This is a genomic window from Janthinobacterium sp. OK676, from assembly GCF_900103595.1.
Lineage (GTDB): Bacteria > Pseudomonadota > Gammaproteobacteria > Burkholderiales > Burkholderiaceae_D > Janthinobacterium.
This window is the reverse complement of the sequence record NZ_FNHA01000001.1, coordinates 80,985-98,921: the sequence shown is the minus strand read 5'-3', so window position 1 is coordinate 98,921 and position 17,937 is coordinate 80,985. Positions and strand designations below refer to the sequence as shown.

Sequence of the window (17,937 nt, the reverse complement as noted above, 5' to 3'; positions counted from 1 at the left end):
CACAGGAACTACTGTAGGGCTTGCGCTATCATAGTGGAAATGAATAGTCGATATACAAGGTATAGCCGTGAACAATTTGCGCAAGCTGGACTTGAACCTGCTGCTGACCCTGAATGCCTTGCTGATCGAGCGCAACGTCACGCGGGCGGCCGCGCGGCTGCACCTGAGCCAGCCTTCCGTCAGCGTGCAGCTGGGCAAGTTGCGCGCCGCCTTCGACGATCCGCTGCTCTTGCCCGGCCCGCGCGGCATGCTGCCCACGGCCCGGGCGCTGGCCCTGTTCGCGCCCTTGCAAGCCGTGCTGGCCCAGCTGGAGCAAGTCTTGCAGCCGGAACAGGCCTTCGATCCTGCCACGGCCCAGGTGCTCTGGAATCTGGCGGCGGCCGACGCCACCGAATATGCGATCCTGCTGCCCATGCTGCCCGCCCTGCGCGCGCAGGCGCCCCTGTCGCGCATGGCCGTGTTCGAAGCCGTGCCGGCGCGCATGGCGCAAGACCTGGAAAACGGCCAGGTCGACCTGGGCTTTTTGGCGCAGGAAGAGGCGCCGCCCGGCCTGCGCCACCGCACCCTGTTTACTGAGCACTACGTGCTGGCGGGGCGCCGCGACCATCCGCAGCTGCAAGCGCCGCCCGACCTCGACCAGTTCTGCGCGCTGGAATTCATCGTCGTCTCGCCCAATGGCGGCGGTTTCCGCAGCAACGTCGATACGGCGCTGGAATTGCTGGGACGAACGCGCAAGGTGGTGCTGTCCGTGCCGCATTTCCTTATCGTCCCGCCCTTGCTGGCCGCCTCCGACATGGTCGCCCTGCTGCCGTCGCGCCTGCTGAAAAACGCGCTGGGCGATCTGCGCACGTGGGAGCCGCCCGTCAGCCTGCCCGATTACGAGATGGCCATGGTCTGGCACGAGCGCATGCACCTGGACCCGGCACACCGCTGGCTGCGCGAGCGCATCATGACGGCCCTGTGAGTTATCTGTCAAAGACGCTACCCGCCTGTGATACGCTGCTCGCTTCACGACACAGGAGCCATGCATGCACACCGACAGCGGCCGCGCACACGCCGCCCGCCAGCAGGCGGACCCGTCCGACACCTGGCTGGGCAAGCTGGGCCCCGGCCTGATCACGGGCGCGGCCGACGACGACCCCAGCGGCATCGCCACGTATTCGCAGGCGGGGGCCCAGTTCGGTTTCGGCATGTTGTGGACCGTCTGCCTGACCTTTCCGCTGATGCTCGGTATCCAGGTCATCAGCGCCAAGATCGGCCGTGTCAGCGGCCATGGGCTAGCGACGAATATCCGCCGCCACTATCCCCGTTCCCTGCTGTACGCCATCGTCGGCTTGCTGCTGCTGGCCAATGTCATCAATATCGCCGCCGACGTGGCCGCCATGGGCGATGCATTGACCCTGATCATCGGCGGCCCCACCCACCTGTACGCCGTCGGTTTCGGCCTGCTGTCCCTGTTGCTGCAAGTCTTCATTCCCTATCAACAATACGTACGCATCCTGAAATGGCTGACCCTGGGTTTGCTCGCCTATGTGGCCACGGTGCTGACGATCCACATTCCCTGGCGCGAAGTGGCGCTGCGCACCGTTTGGCCCCAGTTCAGCTGGTCGGCCGCCTCGGTCACCATGATCGTGGCCGTGTTCGGCACGACGATCAGTCCCTATCTGTTTTTCTGGCAGGCATCGCAGGAAGTGGAAGACTTGCAGGCGGACGCCAGTGCGCAAGCCTTGCGCCGCGCGCCCGAGCAGGCGCCACGGCAATTCCAGCGCATCAAGATGGACACGGCCATCGGCATGGGCTTTTCCAATCTGGTGGCATTTTTCATCATGCTGACGACGGCCGTGACCCTGGGCGCGCAAGGCATCACGCATATCGACACGTCGGCCCAGGCCGCGTCCGCCCTGCGCCCCATCGCCGGCGAGTTCGCCTTTGCCCTGTTCAGCCTGGGCATCATCGGCACGGGCTTGCTGGCCATTCCCGTGCTGGCAGGCTCGGCCGCCTACGCCATGGCCGGCGCCTTCCACTGGAAAAACAGCCTGGAACTGGCGCCCAAGGCCGCCAAGAAGTTCTACGGCATCATCGTCACGGCCACCGTGATCGGCGCGGCCCTGTGCTTCACGCCGCTCGATCCCATCAAGGCCCTGTACTGGAGCGCCGTCATCAATGGCGTCATTTCCGTGCCCATCATGGCCCTGATGATGGTAATGGCGTCGCGCCCCGCCATCATGGGCACGCTCACCATTTCGCGCCGCCTGCGGGCGCTGGGCTGGCTGTCGACCATCGTCATGGCGACGGCCGTGCTGGCCATGTTCGCCACCATGGCATGTTGAAGCCTATGCCGTCTTCGGCTTGAGCATGCCTTCCACGATGCCCAGCACGGTCTGGCGCGGCAGCAAACGCGGCAGCCAGGCCAGCAGCCGGTTGGGCCGGCCCGCCACGTGGCTGCTGCGGCCCTGGTCCAGCGCGCGCAGCGCTTCATCGACGACGGCTTGCGGATCCATGCGCTTGCCCACGGCCGCTTCGGGCGCGGCCACGACGTCGAAGAAGGCCGTCTCGGTAGCGCCAGGGCACAGGCCCAGCACGCGCACGCCGCGGCTGCGGTTTTCCGCCCACAGCGCTTCCGAGAACGACAGCACGAAAGCCTTGCTGGCGCCATACACGGCCATGTAGGGATCGGGTTGCAGGGCCGCCGTGGAAGCCACGTTGATGATGGCGCCACGCCCTTTTGCCAGCATGTGCGGCAAGACGCAGTGCGTCATTTCCATGAGCGCCGTGCAATTGACGGTCACTTCGGCCGCCTGGCGCGCCAGGTCGATGCTTTCGAAGCGGCCGTGCGTGGCGAATCCCGCGTTATTGATCAGCACGTCGGGCGGCATGCCCAGCGCGCAAGCTTGCGCATGGGCTTGCGCAGCGGCGCCGGGCAGGCTCAGGTCGGCCACCAGTGCATGGGCGCGGATGCCATGGCGCTGGGAAAGTTCCCTGGCCAGGCTGTCGAGCACGGCGCCGGAACGGGCCAGCAGCAGCAAATGGGCGCCGCGCGCGGCCAGGGTTTCCGCAAAGACGCGGCCGATGCCGGACGAGGCGCCCGTGATCAGCACGGTCTGCTTGGTGTAATTGAAGGCGGTCATGGGAATTGAGTCGTAGTGAAGAGAGCTTTACTGTAAACTGTAGACTTTAGTCCACGGTCAAGCGTGGAACGCAAAAAAATGCACATGGCTGCGTTGCATTGACTTGCCGTACTAGCGTACTGTCTGCGCCAATACACCTTGCCCTGCCCATTTTTCGCGTTCCACAAATTAGTAGAAAGTCAAAAAGCTATGCGCATCGGAGAAATCACCCGCCTGACGGGCGTCAGCAAGGATACGGTCCGCTTTTACGAGCGCCAGGGGCTGCTGGACGAAGCGCCGCAGCCGGGCCTGACGAATAACTACAAGGAATATTCGGCGCAAGCCTTGCGGCGCATCGAGCTGATCGGCCACGCCAAGGCGCTGGGTTTTACCTTGAAGGAAATCGCCGAGGTGATTGCTGTCTGGCAGGAAAATGCGCTCGATGCGGCCACCAAGCGTGACATGCTGGAAACGAAGATTGCCCAGATCGACGACAAGGCCCGCTCGATGGCCGTGCTGCGTGCCGGCCTCGTCGATGCGCTGGCCAAGGTGGAGACGGGCTGCAACGATGTGGCGCCAGTGGACATAGACAAGAACAAATACAAGGAGAATCAATGAGCAACTATTACACCCGCTACCGCCACCTGGCCATCGAGGGCGCCAAGCCTGCCCCCACGGCGCAGCAGATCGCCGCCATCGAAGTCTTGCTGGAAGCGCCCCTGCCGCCCGCCTTCCTGGCCTTCTTGCAAGTTGCCAACGGCGCCTGTTTTGACTACACCACGGATGTGCCTGACGGCAATGGCGGCGTGGAAAAAATGGGCTTCAATACCTTCTTCAGCGCGGACGAGGGCGATTTTTGCGATGAAACCCTGGTGGGTGAAATCCGTGCCGCGCGCAAGCATACGGACATGCCCGTGCGCATCCTGCCCTTCGCCCGCGATGGCGGCAATTTCATGGTCTACCTGGACCTGACGGAGGAAGGCGGCGGCCGGGTGCTGGCCTACGTGCAGGAATTGCCGGACTGGACGGGCAAGCGCGCCCACGGCCTGATGGAACTGGCGCCCTCGTTCGACGCCTGGCTGGACAGCCTGTACATCGACCGCGACACGGTGCTCGATGAACTCGAACACAGCGTTTCGGAACCATCGCACCTGGAGGCGATGGCGCAATGGCTCGACATCGGCATGCCGGCCTGGCGCCGCGATGCCGGCATCTCCGCTTTGTTTGCTCTGAAACAGGTCGAACTGTGCGCTAACGAACAGGACTAGTCCTACGGGCATAATCGTAGGCGTCCTATGGGTGTGCGCGAACTGAGGGATTAATATTGTCATCAGCTTGCATAAAAAACCACACTCGAAAGGACTTCCCATGCCTATCCCTACCACCAGTTCGCGTACCCCGTCCCTGAAAAGCGTGGCCATCGGCGCCGCCGTGGCCTTGTTGAGCGGCATCGCCATCAACAGCATCGCCGCTGCCGCGCCGGGCGCGTACGACAAGCAATTCCTCAGCAAGGCCGCCGATGCGGGCAGCACGGAAATTGCCGCCAGCAAAGTAGCGCAAAGCAAGAGCAGCAATGCGCAAGTGAAGACATTCGCCGATACCATGGTTACGGACCACACGAAAGTGGCTGACGAGCTGAAACAGTTGGCCAGCAGCAAGCAGATCGAGGTCAGCGACCAGCCCGGCAAGAAGCACCAGGCGCAGCTCGACAAGCTGAGCCGCCTGGAAGGCCAGCAATTCGACCGGGAATATGCGGCCACCATCGGCGTGGCGGCGCACAAGGAGGCCGTGAAACTGTTCTCGGACGCCAGCCAGAAGGCCAGCGATCCCGACATCAAGGCCTTTGCCGCGAAGACCTTGCCAGCGTTGCAGCATCACCTGGAAATGGCCAATACCCTGCACGCGGCGGTGGGCAAATAGCCAAGTTGCCGGCAGTTAGCGGTGACATGCTTGCTGTACGTGCCGTACGGCAAGCATGTCCGCTCTTGACATACAATGCGGCAACTTCGTTTTCGGCCATGCCATGACCTCATGCAGCTACTCAAGAAAACCGGCCTGATCGCCGCCGCCTTCCTGCTCATTCTCCTGCTGGCAGGCTGGCTCTTCATCAAGGTAAGCGCGGCGCGCAATGCCACCGTGTATGCGCAGCAATGGAACGACAAGGGCACGTGCGTGATCAAGACCTATGTGCCGCGCTACGGCGACGGCGTGCCGCAGAACATCGTGCGCGCGCTGAGCACGTCCACCTTCTTCCGCGTCTACCACAAGGATGGCACCTTGCTCGAAAGCACGGAATGGGTGCTCGACATGCACGAAGACGGCATCCTCGACCATGCGCGCTGGGGCGAGAACCAGACCCGCGCCATCTACCCGACCGACCTCGGTGATGAAGGCTGGACCCTGCCTGTATGCGCGTGAACGGGAAAGTCGCCATGCAAAACGGCCTGCGCAGTCCCTGGGTTGACGTGTCATATGAACCCACGCTCTACCATTTCCTCGGTCCCTTCGACGTGTACGACCGCGAACACACCGTGGGCGTGGAGCTGGGCACGTGGAACATGAACGACCCGGTCCAGCGCGCGGCGCTGATACGCCGCGACATCACGTCGCAGTACAAGGAACTGAGCTACCGCCACCGCCATGCGCTGGTGACCGTGCTGGCGCAGGCCCTCCAAGACCCTGACTACGATTTCCGCGCCATCCTCGAGCACGACCCCGAGAGCACCTACGCCCTGCCCGCCTTGTGGGATGACATGGACGATCCGCGCGCCTTTTTCGCCGATATCTACCGCTTGGCGCAGCAGGACTGGCGCGACGACCTGGCGCGCGCGGCGGCGGAAGAGCGGGCCGGCCGGTAGCGCGGCACCCGCGCCACACTATCGACACGATAGCCTGCGGTATCTCTTTCCCTCTGAAAACGCAATTGCGGCGGCCTGCGCGCAGCGTTGCAAAAACGCCCCACTCAAAAAAATACTGTTGCACCAGCGCATGCCCGCTGGCATCGCGCTACCATGAACCGTCGGCACTTCCACAGACGCCGCCTCACCGCACCGGTTCCCCGCCGGTTTCCCCTGCCGCAATGTGAAGGAGATTCTCATGCCCAAGTTCGCCCCTGCCATTTGCCTGTCGCTCATCGTTGCCGCCAGCGTCCTGCCATTGGCCGCCAGTGCCGCCGAAGGCGGCGCCACGCGCGCCGACGCGGAAGCCATGGTCAAGAAAGGCGTGGCCTACATCAAGAGCGCCGGCGACGCCAAGGCGTATGGCGACATCACGGCCAAGGCGCCCCAATTCATCCTGCACGACCTGTACCTGGTCGTCTATAAACTCGACGGCACGGTCGCCGCGCATGGCGCCAACCCGAAAATGGTGGGCAAGAACTTGATCGAGCTGAAAGATATCGATGGCAAGGCTTTCGTCAAGGAACGTGTCGACCTGGCCAAGAGCAAGGGCACGTTCTGGCAGGAATACAAATTCACGAATCCGGAAACCAAGAAGATCGAGCCGAAAGTGATGTACTGCGAAAAGCTGGCCGAGACCGTCGTCTGCGGCGGCATCTACCTGTAGCCAGCCGCCGCGCCGCCAGCGCCGGGATGGTTTCCCGCTCTCTAGACGATATGGGCCACAATGAAAATCGCACAGAAGATGTTGATCGTCCCGGTGGTCGCGCTGGCTTGCCTGCTGGCCATGGGGGCATTGTCCTACTTCGCCATGCAGCAGAACGAGCAGCGCATGCACGAATTGAAAGACGTCACCCTGACGGCCGAGCGGCTGGCCAACCAGCAAGCCATTGCCCTGGGCCAGGTGCACGCCGACGTGTACGCGAAGATCGCCATCGCGGCCAGCCTGTCGGACGAGCAGTTCAAGCAGTTCGGCGCGCAAACGGATGGCCAGCTGAACGCCATCGCGCAAGGCTTGAAGGAACTGCAGAAATTCTCGGGTGCCGCCACGGAAGCGGGCCAGGCGCTGCCCGGTGTCGAGCGCTACCGTACCAGCGTGGCGCAGGCGCTGGACCTGGCGTCGATGGACCCGAATACGGGCGTGGCGGCCATGCAAAATGCCGCCACACATTATCAGCAAGTGCGCGGACAGCTGCGCCAGGTACTGCTCAACCTCGACCACCGCACGGTCGAGGCCTTGCAGGAGACAAAGAATGCGGGCCAACGCGCCGGCTGGTTGTCGCTGGGCACCATGGTTGCCGGCTTTGCCCTGCTGGCCCTGATCGCCACATGGGTGGCGCGTTCCGTGGTGGGCCCCATCGACGACGCCTGCCGCGCCGCCGAAAGCCTGGCCGCCGGCGACCTGACCACGTCGATTGAAGCCCGGGGCGACGACGAGGTGGGCAAGCTGACCCGGGCGCTGGCCACCGTGCTGAAAAACTGGAACACCTTATTGGGCGACATACGCCAGGCGGGCTCCACCATCACGGTGGAAGCGAGTGAAATCGCGCTGGGCAATGCGGACTTGTCGGCCCGCACCGAGTCGCAAGCCCATTCCTTGCAAGAAACGGCGTCGTCCATGCATGCCTTGACCGATACCGTGCGCGAGAATGCCAGCCATGCGCACCAGGCCAACCAGATGGTGCTGTCGACGTCGAATGTGGCGCTGGAAGGCGGCCGCGTCGTGGGCCAGGTGGTCGAAACGATGGGCTCGATCAAGGCCAGTTCCGGGCGCATCGTCGACATCATCGCCGTCATCGACGGCATCGCCTTCCAGACGAATATCCTCGCCCTGAATGCGGCCGTGGAAGCGGCGCGCGCGGGCGAACAGGGGCGCGGCTTTGCCGTCGTCGCCACCGAAGTGCGGGGCCTGGCGCAGCGCTCGGCCACGGCGGCCCGCGAAATCAAGCAGCTGATCGAGGATTCCGTGGCCAGGATAGAAACGGGCAGCGAGCTGGCCGACAGCGCCGGGCGCACCATGGGCGATATTGTCGCCTCCGTCCAGCAGGTGACGGAAATCATGAACGACATCACGGCGGCCAGCCAGCGCCAGAGCAAGGGCATCGAGGAAGTCAACAATGCCATCACGGAAATGGACGAATTGACCCAGCGCAATGCCGCCCTTGTCGAACAATCGGCGGCCGCGGCGCAAAGCATGCAAGACCAGGCGCACGATTTATTGCGCGTGGTCGACGCCTTCCGCCTGGGCGATGGCGGCCCGCCCTTGCTGCCCCGTTAGCGCCGGTGCGATCAGATAGTGGCCGGCGGACGCCAGCGCTTCAATGCAGTTCGGTATGGCAGGCGCAGTCGTGGCCGCTGGCCGCTTCGGACAGGTTTTGCAGGATCGCGCAGTCTTGCGACGGCTGCGGCTGGTCGCACTGGTGGCGCAAGGTCATCAGCTGCTGCTGCAGGGTTTGCAGATTCGCCATTTGCTCGGCAATGCGCAAGATGTGGTGGTCGAGCAATTCATTGACGCTCTGACAACCTTCAGCCGGATTGTTCTTAAATTCCAGCAAGGCGCGGATATCCGTCAAGCCGATCTGCAGGGAGCGGCAGTGGCGGATGAATTGCAGCCGTTCCTGGTGTTCTTCGCGGTACTCGCGGTAGCCGGCGCTGTTGCGGCCCGGTTCCTGCAGCAAGCCCGCCTTTTCATAGTAACGCACGGTTTCCACGTCACAATCTGTCCGTTTGGCCAGTTCTCCGATACGCATGGCATCCCCTTTTCATTTTTATGCAAATTGCGCTTGACCCTGTAGCGGCTACAGGCTTTCTAATGGAAGCATACACGAAACCGGAAGGACGAATGCGATGCCACACGATAGCCACGTTAGCCACGATCACGACCACGCCCATGCGCACGGCCATGAGCACAAGCACGCGCCCAAGGCGGCCAGCTGCTGCTCCAGCCAGCATGCATGCTCGTCCACGCCTGCCGTCCCGGCTGGTCCAGCCCTGCCCAGCGCGGCCATCGCCGGCGCGAGCACGGCCAAATACCGCATCGCCAACATGGATTGCCCCACGGAAGAGCAGCTGATCCGCAACAAGCTGGCCAATCTGGCGGGTGTCGTGGGCCTCGATTTCAACCTGATGAACCGCGTGCTCGACGTGCACCACACCCTGGCTACACTGGCCACGGTGGAAGCGGCCCTGCACGGCATCGGCATGCAAGCCATTCCCATGGAGGCGGACGCGCCAGTTGCGCGCGATCCGAATGAAGGCAGCCTGAGCGGCCTTCAAAAAGGCTTGCTGGTCGTCTCCGGCCTGGCCGCCGCTGGCGCCGAAGCGCTGGCATGGACCACGCATGAAGACAGTTCGCCCCTCGTCATCGCCCTGGCCCTGCTGTCGATTGCCACGGGCGGCTGGCCGACCCTGAAAAAGGGCTGGATCGCCCTGAAAACGTTCACCCTGAACATCAATTTCCTGATGAGCCTGGCGGTCTTCGGCGCCGTCGCCATCGGCCAGTGGCCGGAAGCGGCCATGGTCATCTTCCTGTTCGCCATCGCCGAGCTGATCGAGGGCCTGTCCCTGAACCGGGCGCGCAACGCCGTGCACAGCCTGATGCAGCTGGCGCCCGATACGGCGACAGTGGCCGACGCCGGCGGCGCCTGGAACCAGGTGAGCGTTGCCACGGTGGCGATCGGCGCCTTGATGCGCGTCAAGCCGGGCGAGCGCATCGCGCTCGATGGCGTGGTGGCCAGCGGCGAGTCATCCGTCAACCAGGCGCCGATCACGGGCGAAAGCATGCCGGTGGACAAGACCGTGGGCGACGTCGTGTATGCGGGCACCATCAATGAACGGGGCTTGCTCGACGTCACCGTCACTGCCAACAGCGGCAACAGCACCCTGGCGAAAATCGTCAAGGTGATCGAGGAAACCCAGGGCAAGCAGGCGCCCACGCAGCGCTTTGTCGACAATTTCGCCCGCTACTACACGCCGGCCGTCGTCGTCTTCGCCATCCTCGTGGCCGTGCTGCCGCCGTTGCTGCTGGGCCAGCCATTCATGGCCTGGGTATATAAAGCGCTGGTGATGCTGGTGATCGCCTGCCCATGCGCGCTCGTCATTTCCACGCCGGTGACGGTCGTCAGCGGCCTGACGGCGGCCGCCCGGCGCGGCATTCTGGTCAAGGGCGGGCAATTCCTGGAAACGGGCTACCGCATCAAGGCCATCGCCGTCGACAAGACGGGTACCCTGACCATGGGCAAACCGGCCGTGACGGACGTGATGGCGCTCGACGGCGGCAGCCGCGACACCATCTTGCTGCTGGCCGCCAGCCTGGACGCCAATTCCGCCCATCCGCTGGCCGCCGCCATCGTCAAGGCCGGTCCGCCCGCCAGCAGCCACTTGCCCGTGACCCAGTTTGCCGCCCTGCATGGGCGCGGCGTGCAAGGCACGATCAATGGCCAGACGTATTACCTGGGCAATGCCCGCCTGATGACGGAATTGCAGGTCTTGACGCCAGAACTGCAAGCCATGTTGGCGGGGCTGGAACAGCAGGCGTACACGGCCATGGTGCTGGCTACCGCAGCAGGAGCGCTGGGCGTCATCGCCGTGGCCGACGTGCTGCGCCCGACGGCGGCGTCCGCCATTGCCAGATTGAATGCGCTGGGCGTGACCACCGTGATGCTGACGGGAGACAATGCGCTGACGGCGCAGCGCATCGGCGCAGAAGTGGGCGTCAGCATGGTCAAGGCGGAGTTGCTGCCGGAGAATAAACTCGATGAAATCAAGGCTTTGCAGCAACAATTCGGCGTGGTCGCCATGCTCGGTGACGGCGTCAACGACGCCCCTGCCCTGGCGCAAGCCGACATCGGCTTTGCCATGGGCGCGGCCGGCAGCGACACGGCCATCGAAACGGCGGACGTGGCCCTGATGGATGATGAACTGGGCAAATTGCCTGAATTCATCAGCCTGAGCCAGCGCACGCGCAGCATCCTCGTGCAAAACATCAGCTTTGCCATCGGCATCAAGGCCGTCTTCTTCGGCCTGGCCCTGGCCAGCATGGCGACCTTGTGGATGGCCGTGTTCGCCGACGTTGGCGCCAGCCTGCTGGTGGTGGCGAACGGCTTGCGTTTGCTGCGCAAGAGTAAGCAAGCATAGTCCACGCAAAAAATATTTCCATCTGGACAATTACTGTAAAAAAAGCTACTTTGGCGGCTGACCTCCCTCTCCGCCAAAGTAGCCGATGACACTCCTGCCCCGCTTGACCCTGCTGGCCGCGCTGCTGCTGAGCGCCGGCCTGCACGCCGAACCTGCCGCCTCTCCGTCCCTCTGCGCCTCGCCCGCACAGCCCGTCCGCGAGCAAGGTTATGTGTCCATCAATGGCATCGAGCAATGGATCACGGTCACGGGCGCCGCCTGCGGCAATCCCGTGATCCTGTTCATCCATGGCGGCCCCGGCAACGCGCTCAGTCCTTTTGCGGACGCCATCTATGCCGGCTGGGAGCGCCACTACACCCTGGTGCAGTGGGACCAGCGCGGCGCCGGCATGACGTATGCGAAACAGCGGCCCACGGAAGGCGTGACCTTGACCGTGGAACAGATGCGCGACGACGGCGTCGCCGTGGCCCGCTATATCGAGCAGCATCTGGGCCAGCGGAAAGTCATTTTGATGGGCAGTTCCTGGGGATCGATACTGGGCGTGCACATGGCCAAGGCGCGCCCCGACCTGTTCCACGCGTATATCGGCACGGCGCAGGTGGTCAATGCGCGCGAGAATGAGACGGGCATGTACCGGGAAGTGATGGCGCTGGCGCAAGCCGCGAACGATGCGCCCACGGTGGACAAGCTGACGGCGCTCGGTGCGCCGCCATGGCGCGATCCGCGCAACTTCGGCATCCTGCGCCGCTTCGACCGCAAATATGAAGGATTGGCAACGGATGCGCCACCGAAACACTGGTGGCAGCCGGCGCCGTTCTACGCCACGCCGCAAGCGCTGGCCGATGCCGAGGCGGCCGATGACTACTCGTACCTCCAGTTCATCGGCCTGCGTGGCGCTGGCATGTTCGCCAAGGTCGACCTGCCCGCGCTGGGCACACGCTTTGACTTGCCCGTGTTTTTCATCATGGGCGAAGCGGACTTGCTGACCTCGCCCGCCATCGCGCGCACCTACTTTGACAGCATCACGGCGCCGGCTAAGGATTTTACCTTGGTGAAACGCGCCGGGCACGACCCCAACCAGGCCGTGCTCGACGCCCAATGGACGGTCTTGCGCGACAAGGTGGCGCCGTTGCTCAAGCGCTGATCCATCAGACCGAGATCGCCCGGCGCGCCCGCAGATGCAGGTGGCGGATGGCGGCCGCGGCCGCCATCAGGATGGCGGAAGCCGTGGCCAGCACGACAATAAATGCCTTGTCGAAAGCCGAGCGGGCCAGTTCCGACACTTGCAAGCCCAGTTCTGCCGGCAATTGCTCGGCAGCCAGCAGCGCCGCATCCAAGGTGTCATGGGCGTTCGGCAACAGGCCCGCGCTTTCCGGAATCACCAGGGTGGCGCTATAGACGGCCGACAAGATGGTGCCCAGCACCGTCACGCCGATCACGGCGCCCAGTTCGTACGACACTTCCTCGATCGACGCGGCCATGCCCGCTTGCTGCGGAGCCACGTTCAGCATCACGGCGCTGGACGCGGCCGTCATGACGGCGCCCAGGCCCAGGCCCAGGATCACCAGGCTGGCCACTTGCGCGGAGACGGCGGCATCATGCAGCACCAGATACGACGCCATGCCAATGCCGGACAGCAGCAGCGAACCCCACAGCACCTTGGCCTTGTCGGCGCGTGGCAGCATGAAACCCGTCAGCGGCCCGGCAAACACGGACGCCAGCGGCAGCGGCAACAACAGCAGACCCGCTTCCAGCGGAGATAATTCACGCACCAGCTGCATGTGCTGGCTCAACGCCAGCTCCATGCCGATCAGGGCGGCGGACGCCACCATGGCGGCGGCCACGGCGCTGGAAAACGGCAGTTCGCGGAACAGGGCGAAGTCGATCAGTGGCTTGGCTTGCCGCTTCTGGCGGCGCACGAATTTCAGCATGAAGAAGGCGCCCACGGCGAAAGCACAGGCGGCCAGCGCATACGACGGCTGCGACTTGCCCAGCTCCTTGATCGCGTACACGCCACCGAGCAGACCCATCATGATTTGCAGCGAGCCGATCAGATCCCACGGCTTGTCGCGGTTACCGGCCCGTTTCGGCAGGACGACGGCGGCCAGCACCAGGGTCAGCAGCACGATGGGCACGTTGATCAGGAACACGGAACCCCACCAGTAATGCTCCATCAGGAAACCGCCGAGCACGGGACCGAACGCGGCGCCACCGGAGGCAATCGCCGCCCACACGCCGATGGCGAACGAGCGCTCGCGGTTGTCCGTAAAGGTCAGGCGGATGATGGACAAGGTGGCCGGCATCATCAGGGCGGCGCCGATGGCCAGCAGCACGCGGGCAAAGATCAGCCATTCGGGCGCGGGCGAAAACGCGGCGCACAGCGAGGCGATGCCGAACACGGCCAAGCCGGCAAGGAAAACGGGTTTGTGGCTCAGACGGTCACCGAGGGTGCCGAAGCCGGGCAACAGACCGGAGACGACCAGCGCGTAGACGTTGATGATCCACAGTTTTTGCGAGGAGGAGGCCTGCAAGTCGCGCGTCAGCGCGGGCAAGGCGGTGTAGAGCACGGTCATGTCGACCACGATGAGGAACAAGGCGCTGGAGACGATGGCCAGCGTCATCCATTTTTTCATTGGATGCATAAACAACTCATGGATTTTAGTATAACTTTTAACAACTATCGGTATGGATAAAGCGGGAGCTGCGCAAATATTTACGTTCCAGGCTGCCACGGGCCTGGGCTTGTCGGGGGCGGCGGGCGTCAGCCACGGTCGCCATCCTTGTCGTCCACGGCGGAAGTCACCACGTCGAGTTCGCGCAGCATGACGACGGACACTTGCTTGAAGCCACGGCCCTGGAAGAATTTCTGCGCCGTCAGGTTGTGCGCGCCGCATTCGAGGAATAAGCGGGCGATGCCGTGGCTGTGCAACTCGTCGGCAACCCATTCCACCAGCTGGCTGCCGATGCCGCTACCGCGCACGGAGGGCAGCAAGACCAGGTCGTCCAGCGCGGCGAACGATTTCGAGGCGCGCTGGCGCGTATCGATGGAAACCAAGGCCATGCCGACGATGGCCTCGCCCGACGTGGCGACGGCCAGCAGGGTCGAATCGCCATGCGCCCAGTCGTGCGACAGGGCGGCGCGGATTTCGCCGCGTATGACCTCAGGCAAGTCCGCGCGCCAGTTGCCGGGCGCATCGGCGCGCTCGCCTTGCAGTTCCGAATGGGAGATATAGTCGGCGCTGACGTTGTCGAGGTAGAGCTTGCAGAGCGCATCTTCGGCGGTGGCGTCGTGACACCAGCTGAAGCTGATGGCGGGTGAATTGGCTTGAGCGTTTTTCATGGCGGATCTCGTGTTATTGAAAATGTAAAGACAGTTTATGTCGCCCCTGGATGGCATTCAAGTTAAAATCCATCTGTAAAACAGATAGGTGGATGCCATGCAATGGACTTTGGAACAAATGCGCTACTTCGAGGCGGCCGTCGCGGCCGGCTCTTTCTCGGGCGCGGCGCGCCGGCTGGGCCGCGCCCAATCGGTGGTCAGCACCTCGATCGGGCTGCTGGAAGCGGAATTCGGCGTGGAACTGTTCGACCGCTCGCGCCGCAGCGCCGTGCTGACGGAAGCGGGCAAGGTGATGCATCTGGAAGCGTGCGAACTGTTGCGCCAAGCCGAGCGATTGCAGCTGCGCGCGCAATTGCTGAGCGAGGCGCCCGAAGCCCGGCTGACCCTGGCCCTGGATGAAGCCCTGCCCTACCTGGCCATCGGCACTTTGGTGAAGGAACTGGCGGCACGCTACCCGGCGCTGGAACTGGTGATGCTCAACGCCACGGCGTCGGAAGTGGCGCAATACGTGGAACAGCAGCAAGCCGACGTGGCCTTCCACTTCGACCGCGGCCCCATCTCGCCCGTGCTGGAACAGCAGCACATCGGCAGCGTGGCGCAAGGCGTGTTCGTGGCAAAAGGCCACGCCATGGCGCATGGCCAGGAAGTGAGCCGCAACGAGCTGACCCGCTACCGCCAGCTGATCATGGATTCCGAGCTCAACCGCGAACACGCCTTCAGCCCAGCCGTCTGGTTTTCCGACAGCTTTTACAGTATTGCGGAAATGGTCGCGGACGGGCTGGGCTGGGCGATTTTGCCGCTGAATATCGCCAATTACGACAATTACAAGGGCTATCTGCAGGAAGTGCCCTGCCCTGCGCTGGCACTGTCGCGCCTGCCGGTGCGGCGCTTGTCAATTCATGGAAAAAAGCTCAGCGAGACGAGTTTGTGGCTGACGACCAGGCTGGCGGAGTTGTTGCTCGATGGGCCAAGGGGGTGAGACGACTGGACACCCATGATCTAGAATGGCACGCTCTGTACATTCAAGGGAAACAGCATGAATTTCGATTGGCACGGTAGCGTCATTACCCGGCAAACAAGCGTCGACGCCCACTATAAAAACACGCAAAACGTCAGGCGCTTCCTGTTAGCCCAGTGCGGCCCGGGATTCAAGCTGGACCGTGATTTCATGGCCTGGATAAGCGATGGCGCCGCCAAAACCATGGGCGATGTCGCGGATGAATGGATGCGTCGGCATCCTCAAGCTGGCGATGCTTCAATAGAAAATACCGATAAGTACTGAAAGCCTTACATGATTCACTCAACGGTTGTAAGCAGCTGGCTCGCCATGGCAAAAGACGATCTCGTGGAGATCGATCCCGACAACATCAATCACGAAGCCATCAGCAATATGTGGAGCTTTTCGCCCACGGACGAGGAAACGCCGCAGATCCATGCGGCCGATATCGTTGAATTCATCGAAGAGTTGATCGCGGCGCGCAGCAGCGCGCTCGTTGGCGAGGAGATGCTGTTCTACTGCTGGCACGATGCGCAATGCCGCCAGTTGCGGTTCAGCCTGGTTTCACGCTCGCATGGCCGGCTGCCGTTTCGCTGCGAACTGCGCGAAACGCAGGATCTGGCGCTGATCGCCGAGCGCGTGGTGAACGGGGACTGGCGCAACGAACATTATATGCAGGCACCGCCGGACGACGGCGATGAGCAGGAGGCCGCGCCGTTCGTCCTGCCCGTGTTTGTCGTCGCTGTGCCCCAGGAATCAAAGCGCCAGGAAGCGCGCGGGCCGGCAAGCCTCCAGGGCTGACGCCGGCTCGCCGGTGACGATTTCGTCGCTGGCAAGCCGGCCCACGATGGCTGCCAGCACGACACCCGGATGCATGACGCACACGTAGGCGCCTTCGACCTGCGGCAAGTAGCCGATGACGGGCACGCCGTCTGCGGGCATGGGGCGCAGGCCGACGCAGGCGAATGCCGGCGTGATGGACTCGGCGCCTTCCAGTTCATCGCTGATCGCGCTGGCCGTGCGCTGCGCGATGGCGGCGGGCTGGTTGTCCGGCGCCTCGTCCACATAGTCTTCCGCGGCCACCATGGTGCCATCTTCGTCTTGCCGCACTTCCATTGCATGACTGGAAATGATGCCGCGCACCAGGCCGGGTGGCGCCTGGTAGCGCATGAAAATCGCGGGCGAGGCATGAATGGGCAGACTGGCGCCCAGTTGCTCGGCCAGTTTGGCAGTACCTGTGCCTGCCGCCAGCACGACCACGTCCGCTTCGATGAGGCCAGCGGCCGTTTCCACGCCAGTTACCTTCGCCCCCTGGACGGCAAAGCCCAGCACGGGCGTGTGCGTGCGGACGGTCGCGCCCAGCGCCTGGGCCGCTGCGAGCAAGGCATGCGTGGCGGCAACGGCGTCGAGCGCGCCCTGCTCCGGCTCAAAGATCGCCTGTTCCGGCGGCCGCCGCAACTGCGGTTCGAGCTGCGCGATGCGCGCGCGGTCAATCAATAGGGATTCTGACGACACCCGCCCATCCTGCGTGCCATACGACAAGGCACCATGCCAGCGCATTTTCAATCCAGGCACCTGCGTTTCCAGCCGGCGCCAGGCCGCGATGGCGCCGCCGCGCAGGGCCGCAATGGGGTCGGGCCCGGCGCAGGAGGTGTTAATCCAGGCAAACGAGGTGCCCGTCACGCCGGAAGCGATGCCGCCCGCCTCGACTACGGTGACTTTTGCACCCTTGCCGGCCAGGTGGTAGGCGAGCGACGCGCCGACGATGCCGGCGCCGATGACGACGATGCGCTTTGGGCTTTCATGATTCATATCTGCCAATTTTGTTTATTTATTACAGGACAGATTCTACCCCAGCCGCCCGTAAATCCAGCGCATAGGCATGGCCATCGACAACGTTGCCTTCCACCACTGCAATATCGGGCACGGCCACTCCCTGCACGAAACCGCAGCGTTCCAGCACGCGGATCGACGCCGCATTGCCGTCGATGGCGTAGGCGCACAGGCTGGCTAACCGCCATTCTTCTTGCGCCAGGGCGATCAGGTGGCGCAGCGCGGACGTGGCCAGGCCCTTGCCCGCTTGCTGCTCGCCGATGCGGTAGCCGACTTCGGCCGTTCCGGCCTGCCCGTCGATATCCTTGAGATTGGCGCGGCCGATCAGCTCGCCGCGCTCGTCCACGATGACGCAGGGGTGCATGCGTCCCTGGGCGTGCTCGTCCAGGAATTGCGCGACGTGCGCCTGGATGCCGTCAACGCTGTAAAAATCGTCCGGGCGCCGGTCGATATGGCGCTCGAACCAGGCCCGGTTAGCTTGCTCGAAAGCCAGCAAGGGCGCGGCGTCGTCCGGGCGCAAGGTGCGAATCGTGTGTGTACTCATGGAGACTCCTGCAAAGGCATGAGTCTAGTGAAGCGCCACGCGGCCCGTCAATCTTGATTCCACGAATCAATATACAGATACAA

The 17,937-nt window shown here is 63.6% G+C and carries 20 protein-coding genes; 14 read left to right on the top strand and 6 right to left on the bottom strand.

Going from position 1 to position 17,937, the window contains the following annotated elements:
- Positions 1-67 precede the first annotated feature (67 nt).
- Together BLU39_RS00450 and BLU39_RS00445 are read left to right on the top strand one after the other, a co-directional pair.
- Positions 68-964: a LysR family transcriptional regulator gene (locus tag BLU39_RS00450; RefSeq protein WP_092708165.1), complete on the top strand. Its 897-nt coding sequence runs from the start codon at positions 68-70 to the stop codon at positions 962-964.
- A 64-nt stretch (positions 965-1,028) separates the two neighbouring features.
- The gene (locus tag BLU39_RS00445; protein WP_092708162.1) at positions 1,029-2,330 is read left to right on the top strand and encodes an NRAMP family divalent metal transporter; all 1,302 of its coding nucleotides are present in this window, start codon (positions 1,029-1,031) and stop codon (positions 2,328-2,330) included.
- A 3-nt stretch (positions 2,331-2,333) separates the two neighbouring features.
- On the opposite strand, the gene BLU39_RS00440 is transcribed toward BLU39_RS00445, so the two are convergent.
- Complete coding sequence (locus BLU39_RS00440; RefSeq protein ID WP_092708159.1) at positions 2,334-3,128, bottom strand: SDR family NAD(P)-dependent oxidoreductase; 795 nt, start codon at positions 3,126-3,128, stop codon at positions 2,334-2,336.
- A gap of 189 nt (positions 3,129-3,317) precedes the next feature.
- Between BLU39_RS00440 and BLU39_RS00435 the strand changes: the two genes are divergently transcribed.
- From BLU39_RS00435 to BLU39_RS00405, 7 genes are all read left to right on the top strand, one after another.
- Positions 3,318-3,725, top strand: a complete 408-nt coding sequence (locus BLU39_RS00435; protein ID WP_092708156.1) for a MerR family transcriptional regulator — start codon at positions 3,318-3,320, stop codon at positions 3,723-3,725.
- Entirely contained in the window at positions 3,722-4,375 is a 654-nt protein-coding gene (locus BLU39_RS00430; protein ID WP_092708153.1) for an SMI1/KNR4 family protein, read from the top strand. The genes BLU39_RS00435 and BLU39_RS00430 overlap by 4 nt, the downstream gene beginning before the upstream one ends.
- Positions 4,376-4,475: 100 nt before the next feature.
- The gene (locus BLU39_RS00425; RefSeq protein WP_092708150.1) at positions 4,476-5,027 is read left to right on the top strand and encodes a DUF4142 domain-containing protein; all 552 of its coding nucleotides are present in this window, start codon (positions 4,476-4,478) and stop codon (positions 5,025-5,027) included.
- Positions 5,028-5,138: 111 nt separating this feature from the next.
- On the top strand, positions 5,139-5,525 hold the full coding sequence (locus tag BLU39_RS00420) for a hypothetical protein (protein ID WP_092708147.1): 387 nt from the start codon (positions 5,139-5,141) through the stop codon (positions 5,523-5,525).
- A 14-nt stretch (positions 5,526-5,539) separates the two neighbouring features.
- Positions 5,540-5,965 carry a hypothetical protein gene (locus BLU39_RS00415; RefSeq protein WP_139178082.1) on the top strand — a complete coding sequence of 142 codons (426 nt, stop codon included), beginning with the start codon at positions 5,540-5,542 and terminating at the stop codon, positions 5,963-5,965.
- A gap of 238 nt (positions 5,966-6,203) precedes the next feature.
- The gene (locus tag BLU39_RS00410; RefSeq protein WP_092708141.1) at positions 6,204-6,671 is read left to right on the top strand and encodes a cache domain-containing protein; all 468 of its coding nucleotides are present in this window, start codon (positions 6,204-6,206) and stop codon (positions 6,669-6,671) included.
- Between the two features lie 60 nt (positions 6,672-6,731).
- Complete coding sequence (locus BLU39_RS00405; RefSeq protein ID WP_232731074.1) at positions 6,732-8,282, top strand: methyl-accepting chemotaxis protein; 1,551 nt, start codon at positions 6,732-6,734, stop codon at positions 8,280-8,282.
- A 40-nt stretch (positions 8,283-8,322) separates the two neighbouring features.
- Here the strand turns inward: BLU39_RS00405 and cadR are convergent, their stop codons facing one another.
- Positions 8,323-8,754: a Cd(II)/Pb(II)-responsive transcriptional regulator gene (cadR, locus tag BLU39_RS00400; protein WP_092708135.1), complete on the bottom strand. Its 432-nt coding sequence runs from the start codon at positions 8,752-8,754 to the stop codon at positions 8,323-8,325.
- A gap of 97 nt (positions 8,755-8,851) precedes the next feature.
- On the opposite strand from cadR, the gene BLU39_RS00395 reads away from it, so the two are divergent.
- Both BLU39_RS00395 and BLU39_RS00390 read left to right on the top strand, forming a co-directional pair.
- Positions 8,852-11,140: a heavy metal translocating P-type ATPase gene (locus BLU39_RS00395; RefSeq protein WP_092708132.1), complete on the top strand. Its 2,289-nt coding sequence runs from the start codon at positions 8,852-8,854 to the stop codon at positions 11,138-11,140.
- An 85-nt stretch (positions 11,141-11,225) separates the two neighbouring features.
- Complete coding sequence (locus BLU39_RS00390) at positions 11,226-12,284, top strand: alpha/beta hydrolase (RefSeq protein ID WP_092708129.1); 1,059 nt, start codon at positions 11,226-11,228, stop codon at positions 12,282-12,284.
- 4 nt (positions 12,285-12,288) lie between these two features.
- On the opposite strand, the gene BLU39_RS00385 is transcribed toward BLU39_RS00390, so the two are convergent.
- Both BLU39_RS00385 and BLU39_RS00380 read right to left on the bottom strand, forming a co-directional pair.
- Complete coding sequence (locus BLU39_RS00385; RefSeq protein WP_302848388.1) at positions 12,289-13,773, bottom strand: MFS transporter; 1,485 nt, start codon at positions 13,771-13,773, stop codon at positions 12,289-12,291.
- Positions 13,774-13,901: 128 nt separating this feature from the next.
- Positions 13,902-14,480, bottom strand: a complete 579-nt coding sequence (locus BLU39_RS00380) for a GNAT family N-acetyltransferase (RefSeq protein ID WP_175539171.1) — start codon at positions 14,478-14,480, stop codon at positions 13,902-13,904.
- Between the two features lie 97 nt (positions 14,481-14,577).
- Here BLU39_RS00380 and BLU39_RS00375 point away from each other — a divergent pair, with 97 nt between their 5' ends.
- From BLU39_RS00375 to BLU39_RS00365, 3 genes are read left to right on the top strand one after another with little or no spacing between them, the layout of a single operon-like run.
- Positions 14,578-15,459, top strand: coding sequence for a LysR family transcriptional regulator (locus BLU39_RS00375; RefSeq protein WP_175539170.1), 882 nt, complete (start codon positions 14,578-14,580; stop codon positions 15,457-15,459).
- Positions 15,460-15,516: 57 nt separating this feature from the next.
- Positions 15,517-15,762 carry a DUF6434 domain-containing protein gene (locus BLU39_RS00370; protein ID WP_092708117.1) on the top strand — a complete coding sequence of 82 codons (246 nt, stop codon included), beginning with the start codon at positions 15,517-15,519 and terminating at the stop codon, positions 15,760-15,762.
- 45 nt (positions 15,763-15,807) lie between these two features.
- Positions 15,808-16,278, top strand: coding sequence for a hypothetical protein (locus tag BLU39_RS00365; RefSeq protein ID WP_175539169.1), 471 nt, complete (start codon positions 15,808-15,810; stop codon positions 16,276-16,278).
- Here the strand turns inward: BLU39_RS00365 and BLU39_RS00360 are convergent.
- Together BLU39_RS00360 and BLU39_RS00355 are read right to left on the bottom strand one after the other, a co-directional pair.
- Positions 16,234-17,289 (bottom strand): NAD(P)/FAD-dependent oxidoreductase, encoded by a 1,056-nt coding sequence (locus tag BLU39_RS00360; protein ID WP_092708114.1) that lies wholly within the window; start codon positions 17,287-17,289, stop codon positions 16,234-16,236. The genes BLU39_RS00365 and BLU39_RS00360 overlap by 45 nt on opposite strands.
- Positions 17,290-17,311: 22 nt before the next feature.
- Positions 17,312-17,854, bottom strand: a complete 543-nt coding sequence (locus BLU39_RS00355) for a GNAT family N-acetyltransferase (RefSeq protein WP_092708110.1) — start codon at positions 17,852-17,854, stop codon at positions 17,312-17,314.
- Between the last annotated feature and the right edge of the window lie 83 nt (positions 17,855-17,937).

What these genes read in the sequence shown, in the direction of transcription:
- BLU39_RS00445 (WP_092708162.1), top strand. Translation starts at nt 1,029, where the DNA reads ATGCACACCGACAGCGGCCGCGCACACGCCGCCCGCCAGCAGGCGGAC.
- BLU39_RS00440 (WP_092708159.1), bottom strand. Translation starts at nt 3,128, where the DNA reads ATGACCGCCTTCAATTACACCAAGCAGACCGTGCTGATCACGGGCGCC.
- BLU39_RS00435 (WP_092708156.1), top strand. Translation starts at nt 3,318, where the DNA reads ATGCGCATCGGAGAAATCACCCGCCTGACGGGCGTCAGCAAGGATACG.
- BLU39_RS00430 (WP_092708153.1), top strand. Translation starts at nt 3,722, where the DNA reads ATGAGCAACTATTACACCCGCTACCGCCACCTGGCCATCGAGGGCGCC.
- BLU39_RS00425 (WP_092708150.1), top strand. Translation starts at nt 4,476, where the DNA reads ATGCCTATCCCTACCACCAGTTCGCGTACCCCGTCCCTGAAAAGCGTG.
- BLU39_RS00420 (WP_092708147.1), top strand. Translation starts at nt 5,139, where the DNA reads ATGCAGCTACTCAAGAAAACCGGCCTGATCGCCGCCGCCTTCCTGCTC.
- BLU39_RS00415 (WP_139178082.1), top strand. Translation starts at nt 5,540, where the DNA reads ATGCAAAACGGCCTGCGCAGTCCCTGGGTTGACGTGTCATATGAACCC.
- BLU39_RS00410 (WP_092708141.1), top strand. Translation starts at nt 6,204, where the DNA reads ATGCCCAAGTTCGCCCCTGCCATTTGCCTGTCGCTCATCGTTGCCGCC.
- BLU39_RS00405 (WP_232731074.1), top strand. Translation starts at nt 6,732, where the DNA reads ATGAAAATCGCACAGAAGATGTTGATCGTCCCGGTGGTCGCGCTGGCT.
- cadR (WP_092708135.1), bottom strand. Translation starts at nt 8,754, where the DNA reads ATGCGTATCGGAGAACTGGCCAAACGGACAGATTGTGACGTGGAAACC.
- BLU39_RS00395 (WP_092708132.1), top strand. Translation starts at nt 8,852, where the DNA reads ATGCCACACGATAGCCACGTTAGCCACGATCACGACCACGCCCATGCG.
- BLU39_RS00390 (WP_092708129.1), top strand. Translation starts at nt 11,226, where the DNA reads ATGACACTCCTGCCCCGCTTGACCCTGCTGGCCGCGCTGCTGCTGAGC.
- BLU39_RS00385 (WP_302848388.1), bottom strand. Translation starts at nt 13,773, where the DNA reads ATGAAAAAATGGATGACGCTGGCCATCGTCTCCAGCGCCTTGTTCCTC.
- BLU39_RS00380 (WP_175539171.1), bottom strand. Translation starts at nt 14,480, where the DNA reads ATGAAAAACGCTCAAGCCAATTCACCCGCCATCAGCTTCAGCTGGTGT.
- BLU39_RS00375 (WP_175539170.1), top strand. Translation starts at nt 14,578, where the DNA reads ATGCAATGGACTTTGGAACAAATGCGCTACTTCGAGGCGGCCGTCGCG.
- BLU39_RS00370 (WP_092708117.1), top strand. Translation starts at nt 15,517, where the DNA reads ATGAATTTCGATTGGCACGGTAGCGTCATTACCCGGCAAACAAGCGTC.
- BLU39_RS00365 (WP_175539169.1), top strand. Translation starts at nt 15,808, where the DNA reads ATGGCAAAAGACGATCTCGTGGAGATCGATCCCGACAACATCAATCAC.
- BLU39_RS00360 (WP_092708114.1), bottom strand. Translation starts at nt 17,289, where the DNA reads ATGAATCATGAAAGCCCAAAGCGCATCGTCGTCATCGGCGCCGGCATC.
- BLU39_RS00355 (WP_092708110.1), bottom strand. Translation starts at nt 17,854, where the DNA reads ATGAGTACACACACGATTCGCACCTTGCGCCCGGACGACGCCGCGCCC.